The sequence below is a fragment of the Paenarthrobacter sp. NPDC089307 genome (assembly GCF_040685055.1).
Lineage (GTDB): Bacteria > Actinomycetota > Actinomycetes > Actinomycetales > Micrococcaceae > Arthrobacter.
In genome coordinates this window covers 517,442-537,548 of sequence record NZ_JBFBHE010000002.1, presented here as the reverse complement: position 1 = coordinate 537,548, position 20,107 = coordinate 517,442, and the positions used below count along the sequence as shown (strand labels likewise).

The window sequence follows — 20,107 nt, the reverse complement described above, 5'->3', positions numbered from 1 at the left end:
GGAAGTTCCTTTGTGGTCGGTCAGCGCGGGGGTGACTCAGGAGGACTGGATGACGGAAAGATGCCCGGCCTTGGCTGCCACGAGGCATTTTGCCAGGTAGAAGGGCGAGCCGTTCCGGCGGACGTACTGGGTTAGGACCAGTACTGGATCGGCGGGGCGCAGCCCGAGCAGTTTTGCGCGGCTGGGCCCGGCGGTGCTTAGGCTGATTTCGCATTCGCCGGGTCCCAGGGACGCGCCGGGGAGTCCGGCGAGGACCTCAAGGAGCGTCGATGCCGGCAGGGTGGGCGTCTCTGCCATGTTGGCGAGTACGTCCGCCTCCGGAATTTCCGGTGACACGTTCTCCTGGAGGTGGGCCACTGGCTCGCCGTTCCGGATGAGCACGCTTTCCCAGAACCAGACATCCTTGCCGGGTTCCACGCCAATGCCCGGTGCCACGAATTCGGACGCCGGCTGCTTGATGGCTGCCACCCTTTTGACCTGGATGTCCTGGTCCGGGCCGCCAAGGAGTTGGTCGAACGGCCGGATGTGTTCAATGCCGATCCGGGGGAGCGAATCGGCAACGAAGCGGCCCACCCCTCGCCGTGCCCGGGTGAGGCCGTCTTCTTCCAACAGCATCAATGCTTCCCGGATCACGGTGCGGCTGACGTCCATCATGGTGCCCAGTTCGGTTTCCGTGGGCAGCAGGGAGCCCGGCGGCAGGATCTTGGTGCGGATCGCTTCGGCGATGCGGGAGTACGCAGCGACGCGGAGGGGCTGCCCGGGCTGGGTAGCTATGGGCCGGGACAGGAACTGGACGGCGTTGTCGGTCAAGGGTGCCTCACTTGGAATGGGTTACCGATACTGTACCGGATCAATGTGATAGGTTGCACAAGCTCGTAATACATGCTTGTATAACAACTCACATCTCGTGGCGCCGCCCCCGCGCCTTAGGACAAAGGAGTTTGATGTGAACATCCCCACCGGCCAGCAGACGGTAGACCCGCAGGCCGCATCTTCGGCTGGAACCAGCCCGGCCTCCGACGAAAACCGGATCCACGGAAAAGCTGCGGCTCTGCTGATCACCACGTTGGTCCTGGCTGTGCTGGCCTTCCAGCTCAACGCCAGCATGATTACCCCCGCGCTCCCGCACATCGGCTCCTTCTTCGGTGAAACCCCGGAGGCCGTGGCACAAGTTCAGTCCATGTTCTTCCTGGCCGGTGCTATTTCCGGTCCTGTCATTGGCCGATGGAGCGACTTCATTGGGCGCCGCAATGCCCTCCTCCTGGTGCTGGCTATCATGGGCGCCGGAACTGTGCTCTGCATCTTCGCTCCCACCCTGCCCCTGCTTGTTACGGGCCGTTTCATGCAGGGCGTTTCCAGTGCCATCTTCGCCCTGTCCTACATCGTCCTGAACGAGTACCTGCCGGCACGTCTGTTCGGCACGTCCATCGGCATCATCGCGGCCATCAACGGTGGCGTCGGCGGCGTGGATGGCTACTTCGGCGGACTCATGGCCGAGACTCTTGGGTTCCAGTCCATCTTTGTTGCCGTGCTCGTCCTGGCCGCGATCGCCGTCGTCTGCGTCATCAAGGTCGTGCCCGCCGGAAAGTCCGCCGTTGCCCCCGGCCGGATGGACTGGTGGGGAGCAGGATCTCTGTCAGTGTTCCTCGTCTTCATCACGTACTTCGTCTCCACCGGTTCGTCGGCGGGCTGGACCTCGCCTGCCGCCCTGGGCCTGCTCGCTGGCAGCATTGCGTCCTTCACCGCGTTCTGGCTCATCGAGAAGAAGCGCGAAACTCCGCTGGTCGCCGTTCACCACCTTCGTTCGCGCCAGGTTTGGCCCGTCATTGCGACCACGGTGCTGACGCTCGCCGGAATCTTCGCCATCATCAACTTCACCGTGGTGCTGCTCAGCCAGGACAAGGAAAATGGCTTCGGTTTGCCGGCGTCGCTGGCGGCATTGTTGTTCCTCACTCCTGCAGCGCTGATCGGCGTCTTTGCGGCTCCGCTCGCCGGTTGGATCGCCGACCGCCGCGGCTGGATCAAGACCGTGCGTGTCGGCACTGCCACCAGCCTTGCCTGCGCCATCGTGGCAGCGGTGTTCGCCAACAACGAGGTCGCGGTACTCGTTGCCATTGCCGCCCTGGGCATCTTCTACAACGGCTTCTTCCTCACCGCCATTAACGGCCTGTCCGTGCTGCTCTCGCCCAAGGAAGCACCTGCCGCGCTGCCAGGCATCAACGGCGCCTCCTTCGGCATCGGGGCGAGTCTCGGCGTCGTGGTTGTAGCGCCGTTCGCAGGCCAGGGCACCGCCGCCGGCTACTCCACGGCGCTCTGGATTTCGGTGTCCATCACCGCTGTCGCCTTTATCGTGAGCCTGTTCATCGCCGCGCCGAAGGGCGAAAAGATCTAAAGCTCGACGCCGGTCCGCCGGCTCTGCGAGTCACCCCACCACCGCTAAACCTGAATTGAGAGAACCGTGAACCAGCCTGCTCCCTTCTTCCTTGACTGCGATACCGGCATCGACGATGCCCTCGCCCTCGCTTACCTCCTGGCCTCCCCGCTGGCGGACCTGGTGGGAATCGGGACGGTGAGCGGCAATGTCAGTGCGGCCGGTGGAGCCCGGAATACCCTGGACCTGCTGCAACTGGCAGGCCACCCGGACATCCCGGTGGCCGTGGGGGCGCACGATCCACAGGTCGGCACTTTCCATGGTGGTGCCCCACATGTCCACGGTGACAACGGGATTGGAGGAGTGGACCTCCTTCCGTCCGACCGCGAATCTGTGGAGGCTACTGCTGCTGAGCTCCTGGTCCAGCTGGCACACCGATACCCGGGGGAGTTGCGTTTGGTGGCCATCGGCCCACTGACCAACATCGCCGAGGCATTGCGGCTGGAACCGAAGCTCCCGCAGCTTATTGCCGAGGTGACTATCATGGGCGGCGCGGCCTTGGCGCCGGGAAACATCACTCCGGTGGCAGAAGCCAACATCGCCAACGACCCCGAGGCGGCCGCCGAGGTCCTGGCCGCTGACTGGAACGTGACCCTGGTCCCGCTGGATGTCACCATGACCAACGTCCTGGAGGAAAACCACCGCCAGGAACTGCTGGCAACCGAACACCCCGTCTCGCAGGCGCTGGGCGAAATGCTGGGCTACTACTTTGGCTTCTACGTGGATATTTTTGGCCGGGCTTGCTCGGCGATGCACGATCCCCTCGCTGCAGCCATCGCCGTCAAGGGAGTGGAGCTTGCGGTAGCGCCGACGGTTCGTGTGCAGGTGGACACCACGGATGGGCCCGGCCGCGGCCAGACCGTCTGCGATCTCCGCGGACAGTACGCCGGTTTCCCGGAGCAGCGCGGAGCCCGATGCCGCGTGGTCCTGTCCATCGGTGAGGAATTCGCGCCGCACCTGCTGGGGACCCTGCAGGCGGCATGGCTCGGCGAAGAGCAGGTAAGCGAGCCCGTCGCCTAACGGGCGGAGGACCAGAACGCGACGACGGCGGCAGCGGCCCGCCGTCGTCGTCGCCATTTAAGGGGTTCTACGCGTACATGAGCGAGCCGGGGGTGGTGAGCTTCTCGCCTGTTTCGAGCCAGGTCTTCAGGCCCGAGAGGATCATTGGCCATCCGCCGTAGAGCTGATCGTTGGCGCCTTCGCGGAGCTGATCGTGCGTGACTGTGAGGTGGCAGGAATCTCCCACAGGTTCGATCTCCCACGTGATCCGCGACGTCCCCTCGGCTTTCACGTCCTCGCCCCACAACGCCGTCATGGCCTGGACCAGCCTGCGTGGAGGGTCGACCTCGATGTTCTCGCCTTCGCCCAGCGGAGCATCCGCCTTGGGGTTGCGCATTTCGAAGCGGCTTCCCGGCGTCCAGTCCGAAGTCAGCGTATTACCGAACTGGTACTTGCTGCGGATTTCGCTGTCGGTGATGGCTTCCCAGAGCTTTTCCGGAGTGGTCTTGATGTAAATCTCAAAGATCTTTTCCATGGGACTTTCCAATCTGGATTTGAGGTCGCTGAGGGCAGCGGCCCATGGTTCTGCGTATTTGCTCACCCAGCGGTCGTGGATGAGCCGGATGGGGACCGGGTTCAGGAAGTGCAGCTTTTCACGCCCCCGACGGCGGACCACCACCAGTCCTGCATCTTCCAGCAGCTTGAGGTGCTTCGCGATGCCGAAACGTGTCATCTCGAACCGGGCTCCGAGGGCGGTGGCGGACTGGCCGTCCTCACGGAACAACTCGTCCAGGAGCTCCCTGCGGGTGGGGTCTGCCAAGGCCTTGAACACGGCGTCCATGGGATCAGAATAGGTGACTGTTTGGTCACGTGTCAACATTTCCCACGATCTATATTTAGCTCCAACCCACTTCAGAAAGTTTCCGATTTCTTATCGAAACTACCGCGCACCATTCGGGGCGACTCTGTGGTCTCCCAAGCAATTTCAGCGCTGATACACCCGTAAACCATGGTTGAATCCGTAAATCACGCTCATAAGTTACTCCCGAGTTTCCGATTCTGGACTGTTGTTATTGCTGAAACTTTACGATAGTTTCTCATCGTGATGTGCGTCGCACTGTAATTCGGAGCGACGAAGCCCGAGTGAAGGACAATGATGACCATCCACCCCGAGGACTTGCAGGCCGCTGAAAAGCGGCTGCAGCAGCTGCATCAGCGATTAGGCGGACTTGCCTACGGCGGCGATTACAACCCTGAGCAATGGCCGCGCGAGGTGTGGCTCGAGGATGCCAAACTCATGCAGCAGGTCGGAGTGAACCTGGTGACCTTGGCTGTGTTTTCGTGGAGCCGCCTGGAAACCAGCGACAACGTCTTCGACTTCGAATGGCTGGACACAGTCATGGATCTGATGCATGAGCATGGGATTGGCGTGGACCTGGCAACACCGGATGCCGTACCGCCGGCCTGGCTCATCGAGCAGCACCCGGACATCATGCCGGAGCGCCCCGACGGCAGCATCTTTGGGTTCGGCTCCCGCCAGCACTTTGACGTTTCCCACCCCGTGTACCGGACCAAGTCACTGACCCTGGCCGAGAGGATGGGGGAGCGCTACGCCAAGCATCCGGCGCTGCGCATGTGGCACGTGGGCAACGAGTACGGTCCCGTGTCCTATGGGCCCTGGGCCGAAAAGGCGTTCCGGGAGTGGCTGCAGCGGAAATACACCTCCGTCGACGAGCTCAACCAGGCATGGAGCACATCCGTCTGGGGCCAGATCTACTCGGACTGGAAGCAGGTCCGTGTCCCCGCGCAACCCCGCACATGGTCCAACCCATCGCGCCGCCTGGATTTCCATCGCTTCACCTCGGACAGCATGCTGGAGCATTTCAAGGCCGAACGCGACATCCTGCGGCGTCACAGCCCGGACCTGCCGATCGTCACCAATTTCATGCGCTTCTACAAAACCAACGACTACTGGGCATGGGCTGCCGAAGAGGATGCCGCAGCCTTGGACATCTACCCGGACCCACGGGAAGAAGACGCGCATATCGCCGCTGCCTTGAACTTCGACCTAATGCGCTCCCTGCGTCAGGGGCAGCCTTGGATGGTCATGGAGCAGGCCACGGGGGCGGTCAGTCAGTGGTCCATCAACGTCTCGAAGCTTCCCGGGAAGATGCGGCTCGGCTCGTACCAAGCAATCGCCCAAGGAGCGGACTCCATCCTTTTCTTCCAGTGGCGTCAGGCCAAGGGCGGCACCGAGCGCTATCACTCGGCCATGGTGAACCACGCAGGCCCGAACACCAGGATCTTCCGCGAAGTGTGCGATCTTGGCCAAGAACTGAAGACCCTTGGCGGACTGACCGGCACCCGCTCCATGGCCAAAGTGGCCATCGTCTTCGATTGGGATTGCTGGTGGGCGCTGGAGTTGGGGAATTCGCCGCGATCGGACCTGAATTACACGCAGGAGGTACTGCGCTTCTACCGGCCGCTGTTCGAAGCCAACATCACCGTGGATTTCGTCAGCGCCAGCAGCGACCTTTCCCCTTACAGCCTGGTGATCATGCCGGCGTCGTACCTACTCACCGATGCGGCCGCCACAAGGTTCGAAAACTACGTGTCGGAGGGCGGGCGGCTTGTGGTCTCGTACCTGTCGGGCATTGTGGACCAGAACAACACCATCCGATTGGGAGGGTACCCAGGCGCGCTGCGGCATGTGCTCGGCGCCTGGAGCGAGGAAATGCATCCGCTCGCGCAAGATGGCGAACAAGTAAAGCTGACAACGGCCGACGGCGGTACCGCTTCCGCTGATTACTGGACGGAACATCTCCACACTGAGACGGCGCACGTCGTGGCCAGCTACTCTTCAGGCCGTCTGTCCGGATCGCCCGCTGTGACTCGGAACCCGTTCGGGAAGGGCTCCGCGCTCTACCTGTCAGCAAGGGTTGAGGGCCGCCTTCTCCAACAGCTGCTCGACGACGAACTTCTCAGTGCCGGAGTGAAACCCGTGCTGGAGGCGCCTGCGGGAGTCCAGGCCCGGCGTCGTTCCGGCAACGGACGGAACTTCCTGCTGGTCCTCAACCATAACGACGCCCCCACCCTGGTTGACGTCAACGACGGCGGCACGGATCGGATCAGCGGGCGCGCGGTTAAGGGGCGGGTAGAGATCCAGGCGAACGACGTCCTGATTCTTGAAGAAGGAGAAGGTTCATGGCACTGAGATTGGACTCCGCGCCGGAGGTAGTCCCCGGAGAGAAGCCCGGGGATACCAAGAAGAGGCGCGATAAGCACGGAAGCTGGAAGCTCGCCATTAAACGTGATTGGCGCCTGTACACGCTCTTGGTGCTGCCGCTGTTGTACCTGCTGATCTTCAGGTACTTGCCCATGTTGGGGAACGTGATCGCCTTCCGCCAGTTCCAGCCTGGCGGCAGCATTTTCGGCGAGAAGTGGGTGGGCCTTAAGTACATCACCCTCTTCATCAACGATCCGAGCTTCTGGCAGGCTTTCCAAAACACCATCGTGTTGGGCGTCCTGACACTGGTTTTCTGTTTCCCCATGCCGATCATTTTTGCGCTCATGCTCAACGAGTTAAGGTCGCAGAAGTTCAAGAAGTTCGTGCAGACCGTGGCGTATCTGCCGCATTTCATGTCCGTGGTGATTATCGCCGGCATGATTCTGCAGAACTTTTCATTGAACGGCACGGTGAACCAGATAGCGGAGTCGCTTTTCGGAAACACGGTGAACTTCACGCAGGATCCGAACTGGTTCCGTCCGATGTACATCAGTTCCGAGGTGTGGCAGACCATGGGGTGGGGAGCGATCCTCTACCTTGCGGCGCTGACGCGGGTGGACGAGTCGCTGTATGAGGCGGCGCGGATTGACGGGGCCAACCGCTGGCAGCAGACCTGGCACGTGACGTTGCCCGCCATTCGACCGACCATCATCACCCTGCTGATTCTGAATATCGGTACGTTCATGGCGGTCGGCTTCGAGAAGATCCTGCTGATTTACAACCCGCTGAACTACCAAACCTCGGATGTCATCTCCACCTACCTGTACCGGGTGGGCCTGGAATCCAGCAACTTCAGCTACGCGGCCGCGATCGGAATGTTTGAATCCGTCATCGGCCTCACGCTGATCCTCTCAGCGAACGCGATTTCCAAGCGCCTCGCAGGAACGAGTCTGTGGTGAACAAGTCTTCAATTGCTGATAGGGGTGTCCTGCTGAAGGACATGAAGATCTCCCGCGGAATGCGGATCTTCAGGGCATTCAATCTGGTGTTTCTCCTGGTGGTGGTTTTCCTCACCGTGTACCCGTTCCTGAATATCATCGCCCAGTCATTCTCGAGCGAGGGGTTCATCAACGCCGGCCAGGTCAACCTGTTCCCCATGGGCTTCAACACGGAAACGTACAAGGTGATCCTGGCGGACTCCTCGTTCTGGAGAAACTATGGAAACACGCTGCTGTACACGGTAGTAGCCACGGCCATCTCCATGGTGCTGACCACCTCCTTTGCGTATGCCATTGCGAAGAAGGACCTGAAAGGCCGCAGCATTTTCATTGGCCTTGCCGTCTTCACCATGTTCTTCAACGGCGGACTGATCCCTAACTATGTCCTCATCAGCTCGTTGGGAATGCGGGACACGATCTGGGCCGTGGTGCTGCCCAACGCCATAAGCGTGTTCAACCTCCTCATCATGAAGTCCTTCTTCGAGAACATGCCGCGTGAACTCGAGGAAGCTGCGTCGATCGACGGGCTCACCCAGTACGGAATCCTCTTCCGGGTGGTGCTGCCGCTGAGTAAGGCGATTGTGGCCACCATGGTCCTTTTCTACGCAGTGGCCAACTGGAACTCCTGGTTCCAGGCGTTCCTCTATCTCGATAATCCGGACCTGTTTCCGGTGACGATCTACCTACGCAACATGATCGCCGGAGTCACCACGGCCGGATCTGCTGGCGGTACGGCCGAGAACGTAGGACAAATCGCGGCAAACATTCAGTCTGTCACCATCGTGCTCACCGTCATCCCCATCCTTTGCGTCTATCCCTTCGTCCAGAAGTACTTCTTCTCGGGCGTGATGCTCGGTTCCGTCAAGGAATAACCCTATGAAAGGAAAGCCAATGATCACTAAACGAGAGTTTCGCAGACGAGACTTTTTGGGCCTCGCATCCGTAGTCACCATCGGATTGATGATGACCAGCTGTGACTCGGACACCGGCGAAAAAGTGGATACGTCAAAGTCGCGCAAAGGAGCAATGGACAGCTTTGGAGTAGGAGACAAGTTCAAGGCAACGGTGCCGCTGACGTTCAGTTTCCTGTTCTCCGACCAGCCCACCTACCCGTACAAGAAGGATTGGTTGCTCTTCACAAAGATGGCCAGTGACAACAACGTCACGCTGGAACCGACCATCGTTCCCAACAGTGACTATGAGCAGAAGCGCAGCCTCCTCATCAGCTCAGGCAGTGCGCCCGAAATCATCGCCAAGACTTATCCGGGACAGGAATCCGCGTTCGTATCAGCCGGCGCGGTCCTCCCTGTCAGCGACTATGTGGACTTGATGCCGCATTTCCAGGAAAAGGTCAAGAAATGGAAGCTTGAACCGGAAATTGAAGCACTGACCCAGGAAGACGGCAAGTACTACGTCCTTCCCGGATTGCACGAGGAATTATGGCCGGACTACTCCCTGTGTTTCCGTAAGGACGTGCTGAAAAAGGAGGGCATTTCCGAACCAAAAACCTGGGAGGAATTCCGCGATGTGTTGCGCTCATTGAAGAAGGCTTATCCGGATGTTATTCCCTTCTCCGACCGGTTCAAGGGTGACAGCGTCCTCAACATCGCCAGCGCAGCCTTCGGAACTGTCGCAGGTTGGGGCTTGGTGGACGGGCTGCAGTTTGACGAAGGTAAGAAGGAGTTCGGATTCGCCGCAGGCTCCTCCAAGTTCAAAGACCTGGTTACATACTTCAATTCACTGGTATCTGAAGGGCTGATGGATCCGGAGAGTTTCACTCAGACGGATGACTCTGCCATCCAAAAGTTTGTTTCAGGGAAGTCCTTCGTCATCAGCGCCAACTCCCAGAATGTCATCACTTATCGGACGTCCATGGAACAGTCGCTGGGCAAGGGCAACTTTGAGATCGGCAAGATCATCGTTCCCGGAGGCCCGGCGGGCGACATCATAGGTGGCAGTCGCTTGGAGAACGGCATTATGTTGAACTCGTCCGTGAAGGACAAGGACAGCTTCGTTGCGCTCATCCAGTACATCGATTGGCTCTTCTACAGTGACGCCGGGCAGGAATTCAGCAAGTGGGGAGTTGAAGGAACCACGTTCACCAAGGAAGGCGGCAAACGCAAGCTCGCGGCCGACATCAACTTCCAGGGACTCAATCCTGCGGGCACCAAGGACCTGCGTGTGGACTATGGCTTCTCCGGCGGCAACTTTGCTTACGGCGGTACTACGGAACTCCTGCAGTCCACGTTCAATGAGGAGGAGCTCGCCTTCCAGGAGGCCATGAAGTCCAAGAAGCCGCGCCCGGTCGCACCGCCTGTGCCGTTCAACGACGTCGATCGCGAACAAGCCACGTTGGCGCTCACACCGCTGAAGGACCACGTCAAACAGAACACCCTCAAGTTCATCACCGGCCAACGTCCCCTCGGCGAGTTCGACGCCTATGTCAAGGAACTCGACAGCAAGGGCCAGACCAAATACGTGGAGCTGGCGAACAAAGCGTACAAAGCGTACGCGGACAAGAAGTAGATCCGATGGCAGGCAGGAAGCCCGAATTCGGGTCCGGACCCTTGTTCAAAGCCGCCGGTGCTGTATACGGCGTCATGACAGGCAGCGCTCTCCTGGTGCTGGCCAATTTGCCGGTGGTTCTCCTGCCGTTGCTGATCGGTGTGCTGGGCCCCTGGGCTTTGCTGGGCTTTGTCCTGGTGGGGCCCTCCGTTGTGGCTTCCTGCTATGCCTTCAATCGACTTCTTGCAGGTGGGGACTGCGGGGTGCTGCACGACTTCCTGACCTCGTACCGCCTGAACTTCAAGCAGGCACTGCTCGTATGGCTGCCCTACGTACTGTTCCTGATGGTAATCGCGTTCAATCTGAGCGTCCTGCCAGGGTCCTTGGATGCTTCCTCCGGCTCCGGCACGCAGCTCGCCGCACGCATGGGTCTGGTGGGGCTCGCGCTCCTGGTCAGCACTGCCGGCATGAACGCGATGCTCATCCTCTCCCGCTTTAGCTTCCGCACCAGGGACATCTACCGCTTGTCCCTCTACGCGTTGGGAGCGGAGAAGAGAGTGTCGTTGGGCACGGCCGGGATCCTTTTCGTGACCGCCTTCATTCTTGGAATGACCACGGTCTGGTTGATGCTCTTTACGGCCGGTTTGGTGCTGTACCTCGTCTGCCTCAATTCCCTTTCACTGCTGAGGTTCGTTGAAGCCAGGTTCACCTAAGGACGGCGCAGGATTCTGCTTGGCGGTGTCCTATCCGAACCGACAGAAATCAATCAGCACTCTTTCAAGAGATCTGCGTCACGTTCTGGAGGGCGGCCCCACAGAAAGAGTAGGGGGTGCAATGGGCGTCCTCTGTGGCAAGTGATGGGGAAAAACATGAACAGGGAGAATTGCGTCCGCGGATCAAATTTCAACTGGGCACAAAAGGGTCGACGTCGCTTCGGCTTAAAATCGCTGACCGTAGGGTTGGTGATACTTCTGATGACAGCACTTGGCATGAGCCCTGCAAAGGCATATGTCCTTGAGGGCGTTCGGTGGGAAGGCACGCCGACCAGCGGTTGTTGCGCAACCATTTACATTCAGTACCAGCCAAGTATGTACAGCATCAACATAGCAGGCTGGGATAATGGTCGTTATGCATGGAACGTCGCTCCGGACAACATCTACCTTCCCAGCGGACCCGGCGCGCTGACGGTTGACGATGCGTACGCCTCTACCGTGGGATGGGATGGTGTCACCTATTACAGCTGGCACAGCTGCTCGACAGGAAACTGCTTTGCTTATGCCAACGCGTATCTGAACTATTACTACACGTCAGGCTACTCTCCGGCCACGATCCAAGGAGTCGCAGCTCACGAGCTGGGTCACGCTATCGGACTAGGCCACGCCGGCGGCTGCGTTCTCATGACTTCCTCCACCTCCACACGAAATAGCTGTGGGGTATTTGGGCCAACCAATGATGACAACAACGGCACTATTGCCCTGTACTGATTGCTCTGTTCAGAGAGGATGCTGAAATCATGAGGACACAATTCATAAAGAAGTCCGCATTTCCACGTATGGCTTCAACGATAATCGCCATAGTAACTACTGCGGGTCTCGCGGGATGCGCCGGTTCGCCTGATGCGGGTGATTCAAGGAGCCCCGTCAGTACCGTAGGCATGGACGCCAGTTGGGCGGAGAGTTACGACAATTTGACTGATCTAAAAGCGCACAGCGCCCTAGCTGTCGAGGGAAGCTTCACGCGAATCATAGACGAATCCAAAATCAAAACTGTCCCTATCACGGATTTTGAGTTCACCGTTGACGAAGTAATCCATGATCCCGCGGGCACCTTGAAAGAGGGGACCCGCATAACCGTGCGACAGACTGGCGGGTCTGTTGACGGGGTTCTTCATCAGATCTCAGACGACCCGTTGTTCAAGATTTCTGAAAATGCCGTCCTGTTCCTCAAAGAGCCGGAGCCTGGCCTATTTTATGTAATCGGTGGACCGTCAGGGCGCTTTGAAGTCATCGACGGAAGGGTCACACCTTTCGACGCTGAGGGAACAAAGTTTGAGGGCACCCTGGAAGACTTCATCGCAGCGGTGAAGGGTTCCTAGGTCGTCAAAACTCAGAGGGGGCTCGTCGCCGAGAACTGCTTTCCTATCCAGTTTTTGGGTAAGCAGTCTTGGTGGCAGCCCCCTCAATCTTCTGTGATCTGTTCCCGCAGGATATCCGCGTGCCCGCAATGCTGGGCAAGTTCACGCAGCATGTGCAGGTACACCCAGCGTAGGGGGAGCGGTCCACGGCGGTTACCGGGCAAAAGATCGTCCAGCCCGAGACCCGACGTGGCATTCCGCGAAGCTTGGCAAGCTGCCGAGTAGTCCGCTCGGACGCTGGCGATCGTGTCGTCTTCCCCGAGGATGAAGGACTCATCTGGTGAGGCCGGAATGCCAATCTCGGCCCGAGACCTGCAGGTGATGGCTTCGTCGAACCACACCTTTTCCACGAAAGTCGCGTGCTTCACCAGACCCAGAAGCGTCGTGCGCGACGCGACCAGTCGCCGTCGTGCTTGTTCTTCGGTGAGTCCGTCCAAACACGTTTCCAAGGCCCGGCGGTGCTCATCCAGAAACGCCTCGAATTGTGTCCGGATGTCCCCGTGCGTGACGTCCTGCGTGGTGGCGCTCATGCGAAAACCACCGTACCGTCCTCGTCGATCCGCCAGCCGGGGTTGTGCGCGATCTCCCAGACGATGCCGTTGGGATCCTTGACGTGCCCGTGGAAGATGCCGCCGAAAGCACCTGCCTGTGCGGGCTTGATCAGCGTGGCGCCCGCTTCAACGAGTGCATCGATGGTGCTGGAAACCTCCGCTGGGCTGCCGACGTTATGGGAGAGGGTCACTCCGTTCACGCCCGGCGTTTGGATGCCTCCTGCCAGGTCCGAGTCGAACTTTTCGGCGTCGAACAGGCCGAGCATCAAACCCGGGGCAACTTGGAAGAAGAGGATCTCGCCGGGCACGTCCATGAGTGGCTCCCAACCGAGCCCGTCCTTGTAAAAGGCTCGGGCCCGGTCGAGGTCAGGCGTGGCGAACGTGATGAAGTGCAGTCGCTGGTCCATACGGACATGCTAGCGACAGGTTACGACGCCGGAACTTAGGCAAGGTGCTGACGGGTACCGTTCAGGTGGGAAGCCGGGGCGTCGAACAGGGCGGCCATGTGTTCGGCAAGTTCAGCGACGTGTGTGTAGCCGGGGAATTTGCGGTGCGGTGCAGCCTCCTTCATGGCGTCGTCAAGAAGGGCTTTGACCACGAAGACCACCGCAGCTGAGGTCTGGTCCTTGGGCTCGGTTTTATGTCCGGACTGTGCTGCCTTGAAGCCATCCGCGACGCCGAGAACCCAAGCTTCGGAGGCCGCCTTGATGGCCGAGTAGCTCGCGCCGCCGGCAGTTGGGTTCGCTGCGGCCGTGGCGGAGACGATGGCAAGGCGACCCCGGGGCGACGCTTCCAGGTCCGGGTAGAACACGCGGGAGGTGTTTCGGAGCGTCGTCATGATGCTGGCGTGCAGCACGTCCCAGTCCTCGTCCCTCTGGCCCGTGATCCCTTCGCCTCCGCGCCAACCGCCGACCAGGTGGATGAGCCCGTCAACGGGACCAAGGTCGTTCCGGACCGAGGCCGCCAGCTTCTCCACCGACTCAAGGTTCGCCAGGTTGCAGGTATAGGGAACTACGCCGTCGTGCTTGCAGGCGAGTTCTTCGAGGCGGGCGGCGTCGAGGTCGACGGCGGCAACACGGGCGCCTGCCGCCAGGAGCGCGGCGACGACCGCCTGGCCGGCGGCACTCGTCGATCCTGCCACCACGACGTTCGGGCCTGGGGTGGATGCCACGTCGTTGTGGTCATTCGTAGTAGGCAAGGCATGTCCTTCCATAAGGGTGATCATGGTCGGGAAGGAGCCTATCCCGTGAGCAAGGTGAACTAACGTGTTTATGGCTTTAGAGTAAAAGACTCTAATGATTTGGGGATGCACGACACCGTTAGGCCGCTGGTGGGTGGCGCTCCTTGAAATCGGACTGTTGAGGGGTAGTCTCCGGCGGTGGGAGGATGGATCAGTGGAACCCCTCTTCGACTTCCTTGGCAGTTACTGGTGGCTCATCTTCCCCATCGGCGGCATGGCCGGTGGCTGGGCCAGGTCATGGTCCAAAGCCAGCGAAGAGCGGCACCGTCGCAGTGGAATTGTTGAAGCTGCGCAACCAATTGGCCGTTCACGAGGAAGCGAACCAGGCTGAGGTGGTTTCGCTGATGGCCGCGCACGATTCCGTAAATCACAGATGGCTGGACTATGAGCTCGACGTCGGGAACCTCATCGATTTCCCTCTGATGACAGATGTTCGCGAGCCTCTGACGGTCGCCTTCCTGCGCGCCAAGAAGGAAGCCGACGGTCTTCGCCCCGGAGCGCCTGAAGAAATCTCGACGCCGGCCCGGCTCGCCGAGTACCGCGCCGCTGTCCATAGCTACGAACTCGCATTCGACGTCGCTGAGCGGGAAGCCCGGCGTATCAAGGACGGCAACTTCAGCGGCCCGGAGCGGCAACGGCTGGCGACCGCGAGGAAGCTGCTGCGTATCGCCGAGGACACCGCCGCCACGCCCGCCGAACGTCAAACGGCATACAAGCGTGCCCGGAAGGAACTCGACGGCCTGATTGTCCTTCCCGAAGCCACAGTTGCTGCCCTGGAAGGCAAGATCGCCGGGATGTTGGATCCCAGGAGGGACCCGGACACGGACGCCCGCCTCGCGTGACGCCCTAGATGGCAGCACCCAACTCCACGCCCATTACTGTCCGGACCATGGAACCTGAAAGGTCATCCTCAAGGTGCCGCATGCCCAGGTGCTCCGCTACACGGCGCGAGGCAACGTTGGAGGGGTGGATGATCGCAACGAGCAGGCCTACGCCCACCACGTCCCGGGCGTAGTCCAAGCAGGCCAGGGCGGCTTCGGTGGCATATCCACGCCCCTGAAGATCCAGGCGCACGTGATACCCCACCTCAAGCTCGGAACGCCCATTGACGTTCTGCCACGTCAGTCCACAGTCGCCGGCAAAACCGCCGTCGAGGGTTTCAATGATCCACAACCCGTAGCCGTGGCGCGCGTATTTCGCCTGGTTCCAGGAAATCCAGGCAGCTGCTTCGTCCCGGGTTTTCGGCGCGGGGTAATAGGCCATGACCCGGGGATCACCAAGCAGTGAGTCCATGTCGTCGAGGTCGTCCGGTGTCATCTCCCGGAAGCGCAGGCGGCTGGTCGGTTGGGGGAGCATATCCTCAGCGTACCGAGTGGCGCTAACTCGCTATAGCCCGCACCAGCACCGGTGTGTGCATCTCGCGATCGAACCCCACCACCCGCCGCGGCCCGTGCAGGATCACTTCGTGGGTGGCGGCATCGGAGACGCTGGAGGTGGACACATGCAGCTTCACCAGTCCCGGTGTCACCACCCGCTGCAGGTCCAGGCCGGTGAAGGAGGTGCGGTCAGCATGGACCGTGAACTCCACATCAGCTGAGGCGCCGGCGGACAGTTCAACCCGCGCATAACCGATCAGCTCGCGGACGGGGCGCACTACTTCGCCCACCGGATCCTCCAAGTAAAGCTGGACAATCTCGGCGCCGCTGCGGGACCCCGTATTCGTGACAGTACAGCTGACGGTGACGGAGTCCGACGTCGTCATAGCTGGTGCGCTGCTTCGGTGACCGGACAGCTCAAAGGTTGTATAGGACAGGCCGTGCCCGAAGCCAAACAGCGGCGAGGGGTCCAGCGAACTCACTTCCGTGGGTCCAGCGAGCCGCGAATGCAGGTAGGTGCCGGGCTGGCCGCCTGACGAACGCGGGACCGAAACCGGCAACTTACCGGAGGGGTTTACGACGCCGGTCAGCACATCCCAGATCGCCTCGCCGCCTTCTTCGCCGGGGAAGAACCCCTGAACGATTGCGTGGGCACGGTCGACGAAGTCGCCCAGCGCATACGGTCGCCCGCTGAGGACCACCACTACAGCCCGTGATCCGGAGTCGGCGCAGGCAGCGAGAACCCGGTCGAGCATCCGGTACTGGTCGCCGGGGAGGCGGAGGTCTGCGGCGTCGTTTCCTTCCCCTGAGGTGCCCCGACCGAACAGTCCGGCGTTGTCTCCGACCACCACCACGCAGGTGTCCACGGAAGCAGCGACGCGGCACGCCTCGGCGATTTCGTCCTCCGTAGCTGACTCACAATTGCCGGTCACGGATGTCACCACGGACACAAAGCGTGCAGCGGCCACTGAACCGACCGAGGGAACGGAGATGCCCATTGGGACATCAGGATGCGAGGCGCCGACGTGCGCATCAAAGGAGTAGCAGCCCAACATCGCGAACGGGTCATCGGCCAACGGTCCCACGACCCCAATAGATCCAGTAGCCGGCAAGGGGAGTGCGGGAGTGCCGTCAAAGGAGCGGTTGCTCAGCAGGACGAGGGATTGCGCCGCCAATTTACGTGCCAAGGCACGGTCTTCTGCAGGGTCGAGATCGATGGCAGCACCCAATGCCGGCGGGGCGGCAGGAAAGTCGGGAGACAAGAGCCCCAGCTCGGCCTTCTGCGCCAGCACCCGCCGGAGGGCCTGGTCCACCAGAGACACATCGACGGCCCCCTCGCGAACACGGGCAAGCAGCGGCGCGCCAAAGCAATTCACGGTAGGCAGTTCCACATCCACGCCCGCGGTTAGCGCCAGCACTGCGGCATCCCCGGAGTCGGCGGCCACACGATGCGTGACGTCAAGGAAGGAAACGCCGAAGTAGTCGGCAACCACTGTGCCAGTGAAACCCCAGTCCTCACGAAGCAGCCCGGTCAAAAGGGCGCGGTTCGCCGCGGCAGGTACGCCATCGACGTCGGTATAAGCGTGCATGACCGACCGCGCGCCACCGTAACGCAGTGCCATTTCGAATGGCGGCAGCATGACATCGGCGAACTCACGCGGCCCCATGGACACTGGTGCGTGGTTGCGGCCCGCCCGCGATGCCGAGTAACCCACAAAGTGTTTGAGGGTGGAAACGATCCCCGAGGACTCCAAGCCCTGAACATACGCTGTGGCGACCGTTCCCACTAGATACGGGTCCTCGCCGATGGTTTCCTCAACGCGGCCCCAGCGGAGATCGCGGACAACGTCGAGCACCGGCGCCAAGCCTTGGTGAACCCCGAGGGACCGCATGCTCTTGCCGATCCGGGCCGCCATCTGCTTTACCAGGGCCGGGTTAAATGTGGCACCCCACGCCAAGGGGACCGGAAACGCTGTGGCTTTCCAGGCTGCAAGACCAGCCAGGCATTCCTCGTGAACCTGGGCCGGAATGCCGAAACGGGAGGCGGCCATAATCTGCTCCTGTGCCGCTGCCAACCGCCGCGCACCTTCGGAAGGTTCCAAGGGGACGGTGCCGTACATGCGCGTGATCTGCCCCAGGCCGTCGGCGATGATGTCGTCCCACTCGCGGGCGTCTCCGGCCATTTGGCTCTGCAGTGGAGCCACGGAATCGCCGTCTGTGGAAGCGTTGACCCACACCCCGACCAACTGGGCCAGTTTTTCCTCGAGCGTCATTTCGCTGATGAGGTGCTCCACGACGTTGGACGCTGGTACACGGGCAAGTGCGTGCTGGTCGGCGGCGCCGGTGCTCACAGGCTTCTCCTTGTGATCGAGGTTGTTTCTAAGAAAGTATCAGAAACTTTAATCGAGTTTCTAGGGACGTTTTCTGTTGATTTATGAGGCAAATCTCCCTAGCGTTGAGGTGTCGGCGGTTCTGGCGAGTCAAATAGCCCGCCCTGAAATCAGAAACTTTCGGACATTTTCCATGCTCAACGGAGAGACCCATATGCAGACCTACAGAGTGGCCATCGTCGGAACGGGTGGGATTGCCGCGGTCCACGCCTCGAACTTGGCCCGTACCCACAACCGGGCGGAGTTGGTGGCCGCTTGCGACGTCGACCAAGCCCGGCTCCAGGCCTTTGCGGACGAGCACAACATCCCTGGGCGCTACCAGAGCCTCACCGAACTGCTGGACGAGGCCAAGCCCGACATCGTCCATCTGTGCACTCCGCCCATGATGCACATCGACCAGGCCATCGAGTGTCTCGAAGCCGGCGTCCACGTCCTGTCCGAAAAGCCGCCGGCCCTCAGTCTTGCCGATTTCGACCGCCTCAACGACGCCCAAGCAAAGGGCGGCGCGCAGTTCTCCTGTGTGTTCCAGCACCGCTTCGGCGACGCCTCGGCGGCTGCCCGCTCCCTGATCGGTGGCAGTGACTTCGGCCGGCCACTCGTAGCCCGTTGCGACACCCTCTGGTATCGGCCGGATGACTACTTCGACCTTCCCTGGCGCGGCACCTGGAAGGCCGAAGGAGGCGGGCCGACCATGGGCCACGGCATCCACCAGTTCGATCTCCTGCTCCACCTTCTGGGTCCGTGGGATGAGGTGACGGCCATTGCGTCCCGGCAAGCCCGGGCCACCTCCACGGAAGACCTTTCTGCCGCGTTGGTTCGCTTTGAGAACGGAGCGGTTGCGACAGTGATCAACTCGCTGCTCTCGCCGCGTGAAACCTCGGACATCCGTGTCGACTGCGAATTCGCCACCATCGAGCTCAGCCACCTTTACGGCTACGGCTCCAAGGACTGGACCATTACGGCCGTGCCCGGCCATGAAGAGGCAGTGTCGGCAGCGTGGACAGGCCAGCCCCTTGAACGCGGCAGCGGCCACTCCGCGCAATTCCTGGCTATGTATGACGCGCTCGACGCCGGATTGCCGCTTCCAGCCGGAGCGGACTCAGCGCGGCAAACCCTGGAGTTCGCTGCCGCGATTTACGCCTCCGCGTTTACCGGGCAAGCTGTACGCCGCGGCGGGATCGTTCCCGGCCACCCCTTCTACGACGGCATGGATGGCGGGGGCCTCGGTACCCGTGTCCTGGACTCCACTGCCCTGGCCTCCGCCGCACACGCTTGATCAACCACTTAATCGGAGAACCCCATGACAACCCAGCCCACACTGACCGAAACCCTCAGCTATACCGATGATGGCCATTCCCTGACTTTCACTGTAGGCACCCGGGACATCGCCACTTACACGTACCTTCCGGCTGATGAGCAGTATGAAAGCCCCCGCCCGTACTTCCATCCGTTGACCACGTTGGAAGGCGATGAAGTCAGCATCTCAAGGCCATGGGATCACGTCTGGCACAAGGGGCTCTCCTGGGCTTTGCCGAACGTCGGTGCACACAACTTCTGGGGTGGGGCCACATATACCCGCGAGACCGGTTACGCGAACCTGGACAACAACGGAGCCATGAAACACCAGGCGTTCACGTCCATCGAAGAGAGCCCGTCGGCGGTTTCCGCCCGCGAATCCCTGCTCTGGACAAGCCAGCCTGCTGAAGCATCAAAGGAGGGTACCCAGCTCGTCCGGGAAGAGCGCCGCTTCGCCATCCAGCTGCTACCAGCAGTCAACGCTTGGGCGGTACTGTTCGAATCCACCCTGGCCAACGTTTCGGGCACCACCATAGAGATCGGCAGCCCTACCACCGAGGGCCGGGAAAACGCGGGGTACGGCGGCCTGTTCTGGCGCGGACCGCGGTCCTTTACCGGGGGAGAATTCCGTTCTGCTGCAGGCGTTGGCGGCGACGAATTCATGGGCACCCGCTCACCTTGGATCGCCTTCACTGGCCAGCATGATGTCAGTTGCCGCAAGTCCAGCATCCTGTTCGTCGAAGACCAGGCGAACCCGGGTGCCCCCAACCAGTGGTTCGCCCGCTCGTCCATGTTCGCGTGCCTGGGATCGGCCCCCTTCTTCAGCGAAGTAGTCACGCTCAAGGAGGGCGAGCCGCTCACGTACCGCTACGCCGTCGTGATTGCCGACGGTGCCTTGGACGAGGACCAGGCAGCCGCGCTCGCCGACGCCGCCCAGGGCGCGCTGGAGGGCTGGGCCTAG

The 20,107-nt window shown here is 61.0% G+C and carries 18 protein-coding genes and 1 pseudogene; 12 read left to right on the top strand and 7 right to left on the bottom strand.

Annotated features, from left to right (window positions below):
- Nucleotides 1-36 precede the first annotated feature (36 nt).
- Nucleotides 37-810 carry a GntR family transcriptional regulator gene (locus AB0N72_RS06350; protein ID WP_363930114.1) on the bottom strand — a complete coding sequence of 258 codons (774 nt, stop codon included), beginning with the start codon at nt 808-810 and terminating at the stop codon, nt 37-39.
- Nucleotides 811-946: 136 nt separating this feature from the next.
- On the opposite strand from AB0N72_RS06350, the gene AB0N72_RS06345 reads away from it, so the two are divergent.
- Nucleotides 947-2,392 (top strand): MFS transporter, encoded by a 1,446-nt coding sequence (locus AB0N72_RS06345; RefSeq protein WP_363930113.1) that lies wholly within the window; start codon nt 947-949, stop codon nt 2,390-2,392.
- A gap of 66 nt (nt 2,393-2,458) precedes the next feature.
- Entirely contained in the window at nt 2,459-3,451 is a 993-nt protein-coding gene (locus tag AB0N72_RS06340; RefSeq protein ID WP_363930112.1) for a nucleoside hydrolase, read from the top strand.
- 67 nt (nt 3,452-3,518) lie between these two features.
- On the opposite strand, the gene AB0N72_RS06335 is transcribed toward AB0N72_RS06340, so the two are convergent.
- On the bottom strand, nt 3,519-4,271 hold the full coding sequence (locus tag AB0N72_RS06335; protein ID WP_363930343.1) for a metalloregulator ArsR/SmtB family transcription factor: 753 nt from the start codon (nt 4,269-4,271) through the stop codon (nt 3,519-3,521).
- A 315-nt stretch (nt 4,272-4,586) separates the two neighbouring features.
- Here AB0N72_RS06335 and AB0N72_RS06330 point away from each other — a divergent pair, with 315 nt between their 5' ends.
- The 7 genes from AB0N72_RS06330 to AB0N72_RS06300 all read left to right on the top strand — a co-directional run bounded on the left by AB0N72_RS06330 (nt 4,587) and on the right by AB0N72_RS06300 (nt 12,254).
- Nucleotides 4,587-6,644, top strand: coding sequence for a beta-galactosidase (locus AB0N72_RS06330; RefSeq protein ID WP_363930111.1), 2,058 nt, complete (start codon nt 4,587-4,589; stop codon nt 6,642-6,644).
- Nucleotides 6,635-7,615 carry an ABC transporter permease subunit gene (locus tag AB0N72_RS06325; RefSeq protein WP_363930110.1) on the top strand — a complete coding sequence of 327 codons (981 nt, stop codon included), beginning with the start codon at nt 6,635-6,637 and terminating at the stop codon, nt 7,613-7,615. Before AB0N72_RS06330 ends, AB0N72_RS06325 begins: the two co-directional genes overlap by 10 nt.
- Before the next feature lie 41 nt (nt 7,616-7,656).
- A complete protein-coding gene (locus tag AB0N72_RS06320; RefSeq protein WP_363930342.1) occupies nt 7,657-8,526 on the top strand; it encodes a carbohydrate ABC transporter permease in 870 nt (289 codons plus the stop codon).
- 19 nt (nt 8,527-8,545) lie between these two features.
- The gene (locus AB0N72_RS06315; protein WP_363930109.1) at nt 8,546-10,180 is read left to right on the top strand and encodes an extracellular solute-binding protein; all 1,635 of its coding nucleotides are present in this window, start codon (nt 8,546-8,548) and stop codon (nt 10,178-10,180) included.
- A gap of 5 nt (nt 10,181-10,185) precedes the next feature.
- The gene (locus tag AB0N72_RS06310) at nt 10,186-10,872 is read left to right on the top strand and encodes a DUF624 domain-containing protein (protein ID WP_363930108.1); all 687 of its coding nucleotides are present in this window, start codon (nt 10,186-10,188) and stop codon (nt 10,870-10,872) included.
- Nucleotides 10,873-11,028: 156 nt separating this feature from the next.
- On the top strand, nt 11,029-11,643 hold the full coding sequence (locus tag AB0N72_RS06305) for a matrixin family metalloprotease (protein ID WP_363930107.1): 615 nt from the start codon (nt 11,029-11,031) through the stop codon (nt 11,641-11,643).
- A 29-nt stretch (nt 11,644-11,672) separates the two neighbouring features.
- The gene (locus AB0N72_RS06300; protein ID WP_363930106.1) at nt 11,673-12,254 is read left to right on the top strand and encodes a hypothetical protein; all 582 of its coding nucleotides are present in this window, start codon (nt 11,673-11,675) and stop codon (nt 12,252-12,254) included.
- 83 nt (nt 12,255-12,337) lie between these two features.
- On the opposite strand, the gene AB0N72_RS06295 is transcribed toward AB0N72_RS06300, so the two are convergent.
- From AB0N72_RS06295 to AB0N72_RS06285, 3 genes are read right to left on the bottom strand one after another with little or no spacing between them, the layout of a single operon-like run.
- A complete protein-coding gene (locus tag AB0N72_RS06295) occupies nt 12,338-12,823 on the bottom strand; it encodes a DinB family protein (protein WP_363930105.1) in 486 nt (161 codons plus the stop codon).
- The gene (locus tag AB0N72_RS06290; RefSeq protein ID WP_363930104.1) at nt 12,820-13,251 is read right to left on the bottom strand and encodes a VOC family protein; all 432 of its coding nucleotides are present in this window, start codon (nt 13,249-13,251) and stop codon (nt 12,820-12,822) included. The genes AB0N72_RS06295 and AB0N72_RS06290 overlap by 4 nt, the downstream gene beginning before the upstream one ends.
- A 35-nt stretch (nt 13,252-13,286) precedes the next feature.
- Nucleotides 13,287-14,042 (bottom strand): SDR family oxidoreductase, encoded by a 756-nt coding sequence (locus AB0N72_RS06285; RefSeq protein ID WP_363930103.1) that lies wholly within the window; start codon nt 14,040-14,042, stop codon nt 13,287-13,289.
- 196 nt (nt 14,043-14,238) lie between these two features.
- Between AB0N72_RS06285 and AB0N72_RS06280 the strand changes: the two are divergent.
- Nucleotides 14,239-14,926 (top strand): annotated as a pseudogene (locus AB0N72_RS06280) (hypothetical protein).
- Between the two features lie 4 nt (nt 14,927-14,930).
- On the opposite strand, the gene AB0N72_RS06275 reads toward AB0N72_RS06280, so the two are convergent.
- Entirely contained in the window at nt 14,931-15,440 is a 510-nt protein-coding gene (locus tag AB0N72_RS06275; protein WP_363930102.1) for a GNAT family N-acetyltransferase, read from the bottom strand.
- Between the two features lie 22 nt (nt 15,441-15,462).
- The gene (locus AB0N72_RS06270) at nt 15,463-17,811 is read right to left on the bottom strand and encodes a glycoside hydrolase family 3 N-terminal domain-containing protein (protein ID WP_363930101.1); all 2,349 of its coding nucleotides are present in this window, start codon (nt 17,809-17,811) and stop codon (nt 15,463-15,465) included.
- Between the two features lie 193 nt (nt 17,812-18,004).
- Here AB0N72_RS06270 and AB0N72_RS06265 point away from each other — a divergent pair, with 193 nt between their 5' ends.
- Nucleotides 18,005-19,126 (top strand): Gfo/Idh/MocA family oxidoreductase, encoded by a 1,122-nt coding sequence (locus AB0N72_RS06265; RefSeq protein WP_363930100.1) that lies wholly within the window; start codon nt 18,005-18,007, stop codon nt 19,124-19,126.
- Between the two features lie 24 nt (nt 19,127-19,150).
- Nucleotides 19,151-20,107 (top strand): PmoA family protein, encoded by a 957-nt coding sequence (locus AB0N72_RS06260; protein ID WP_363930099.1) that lies wholly within the window; start codon nt 19,151-19,153, stop codon nt 20,105-20,107.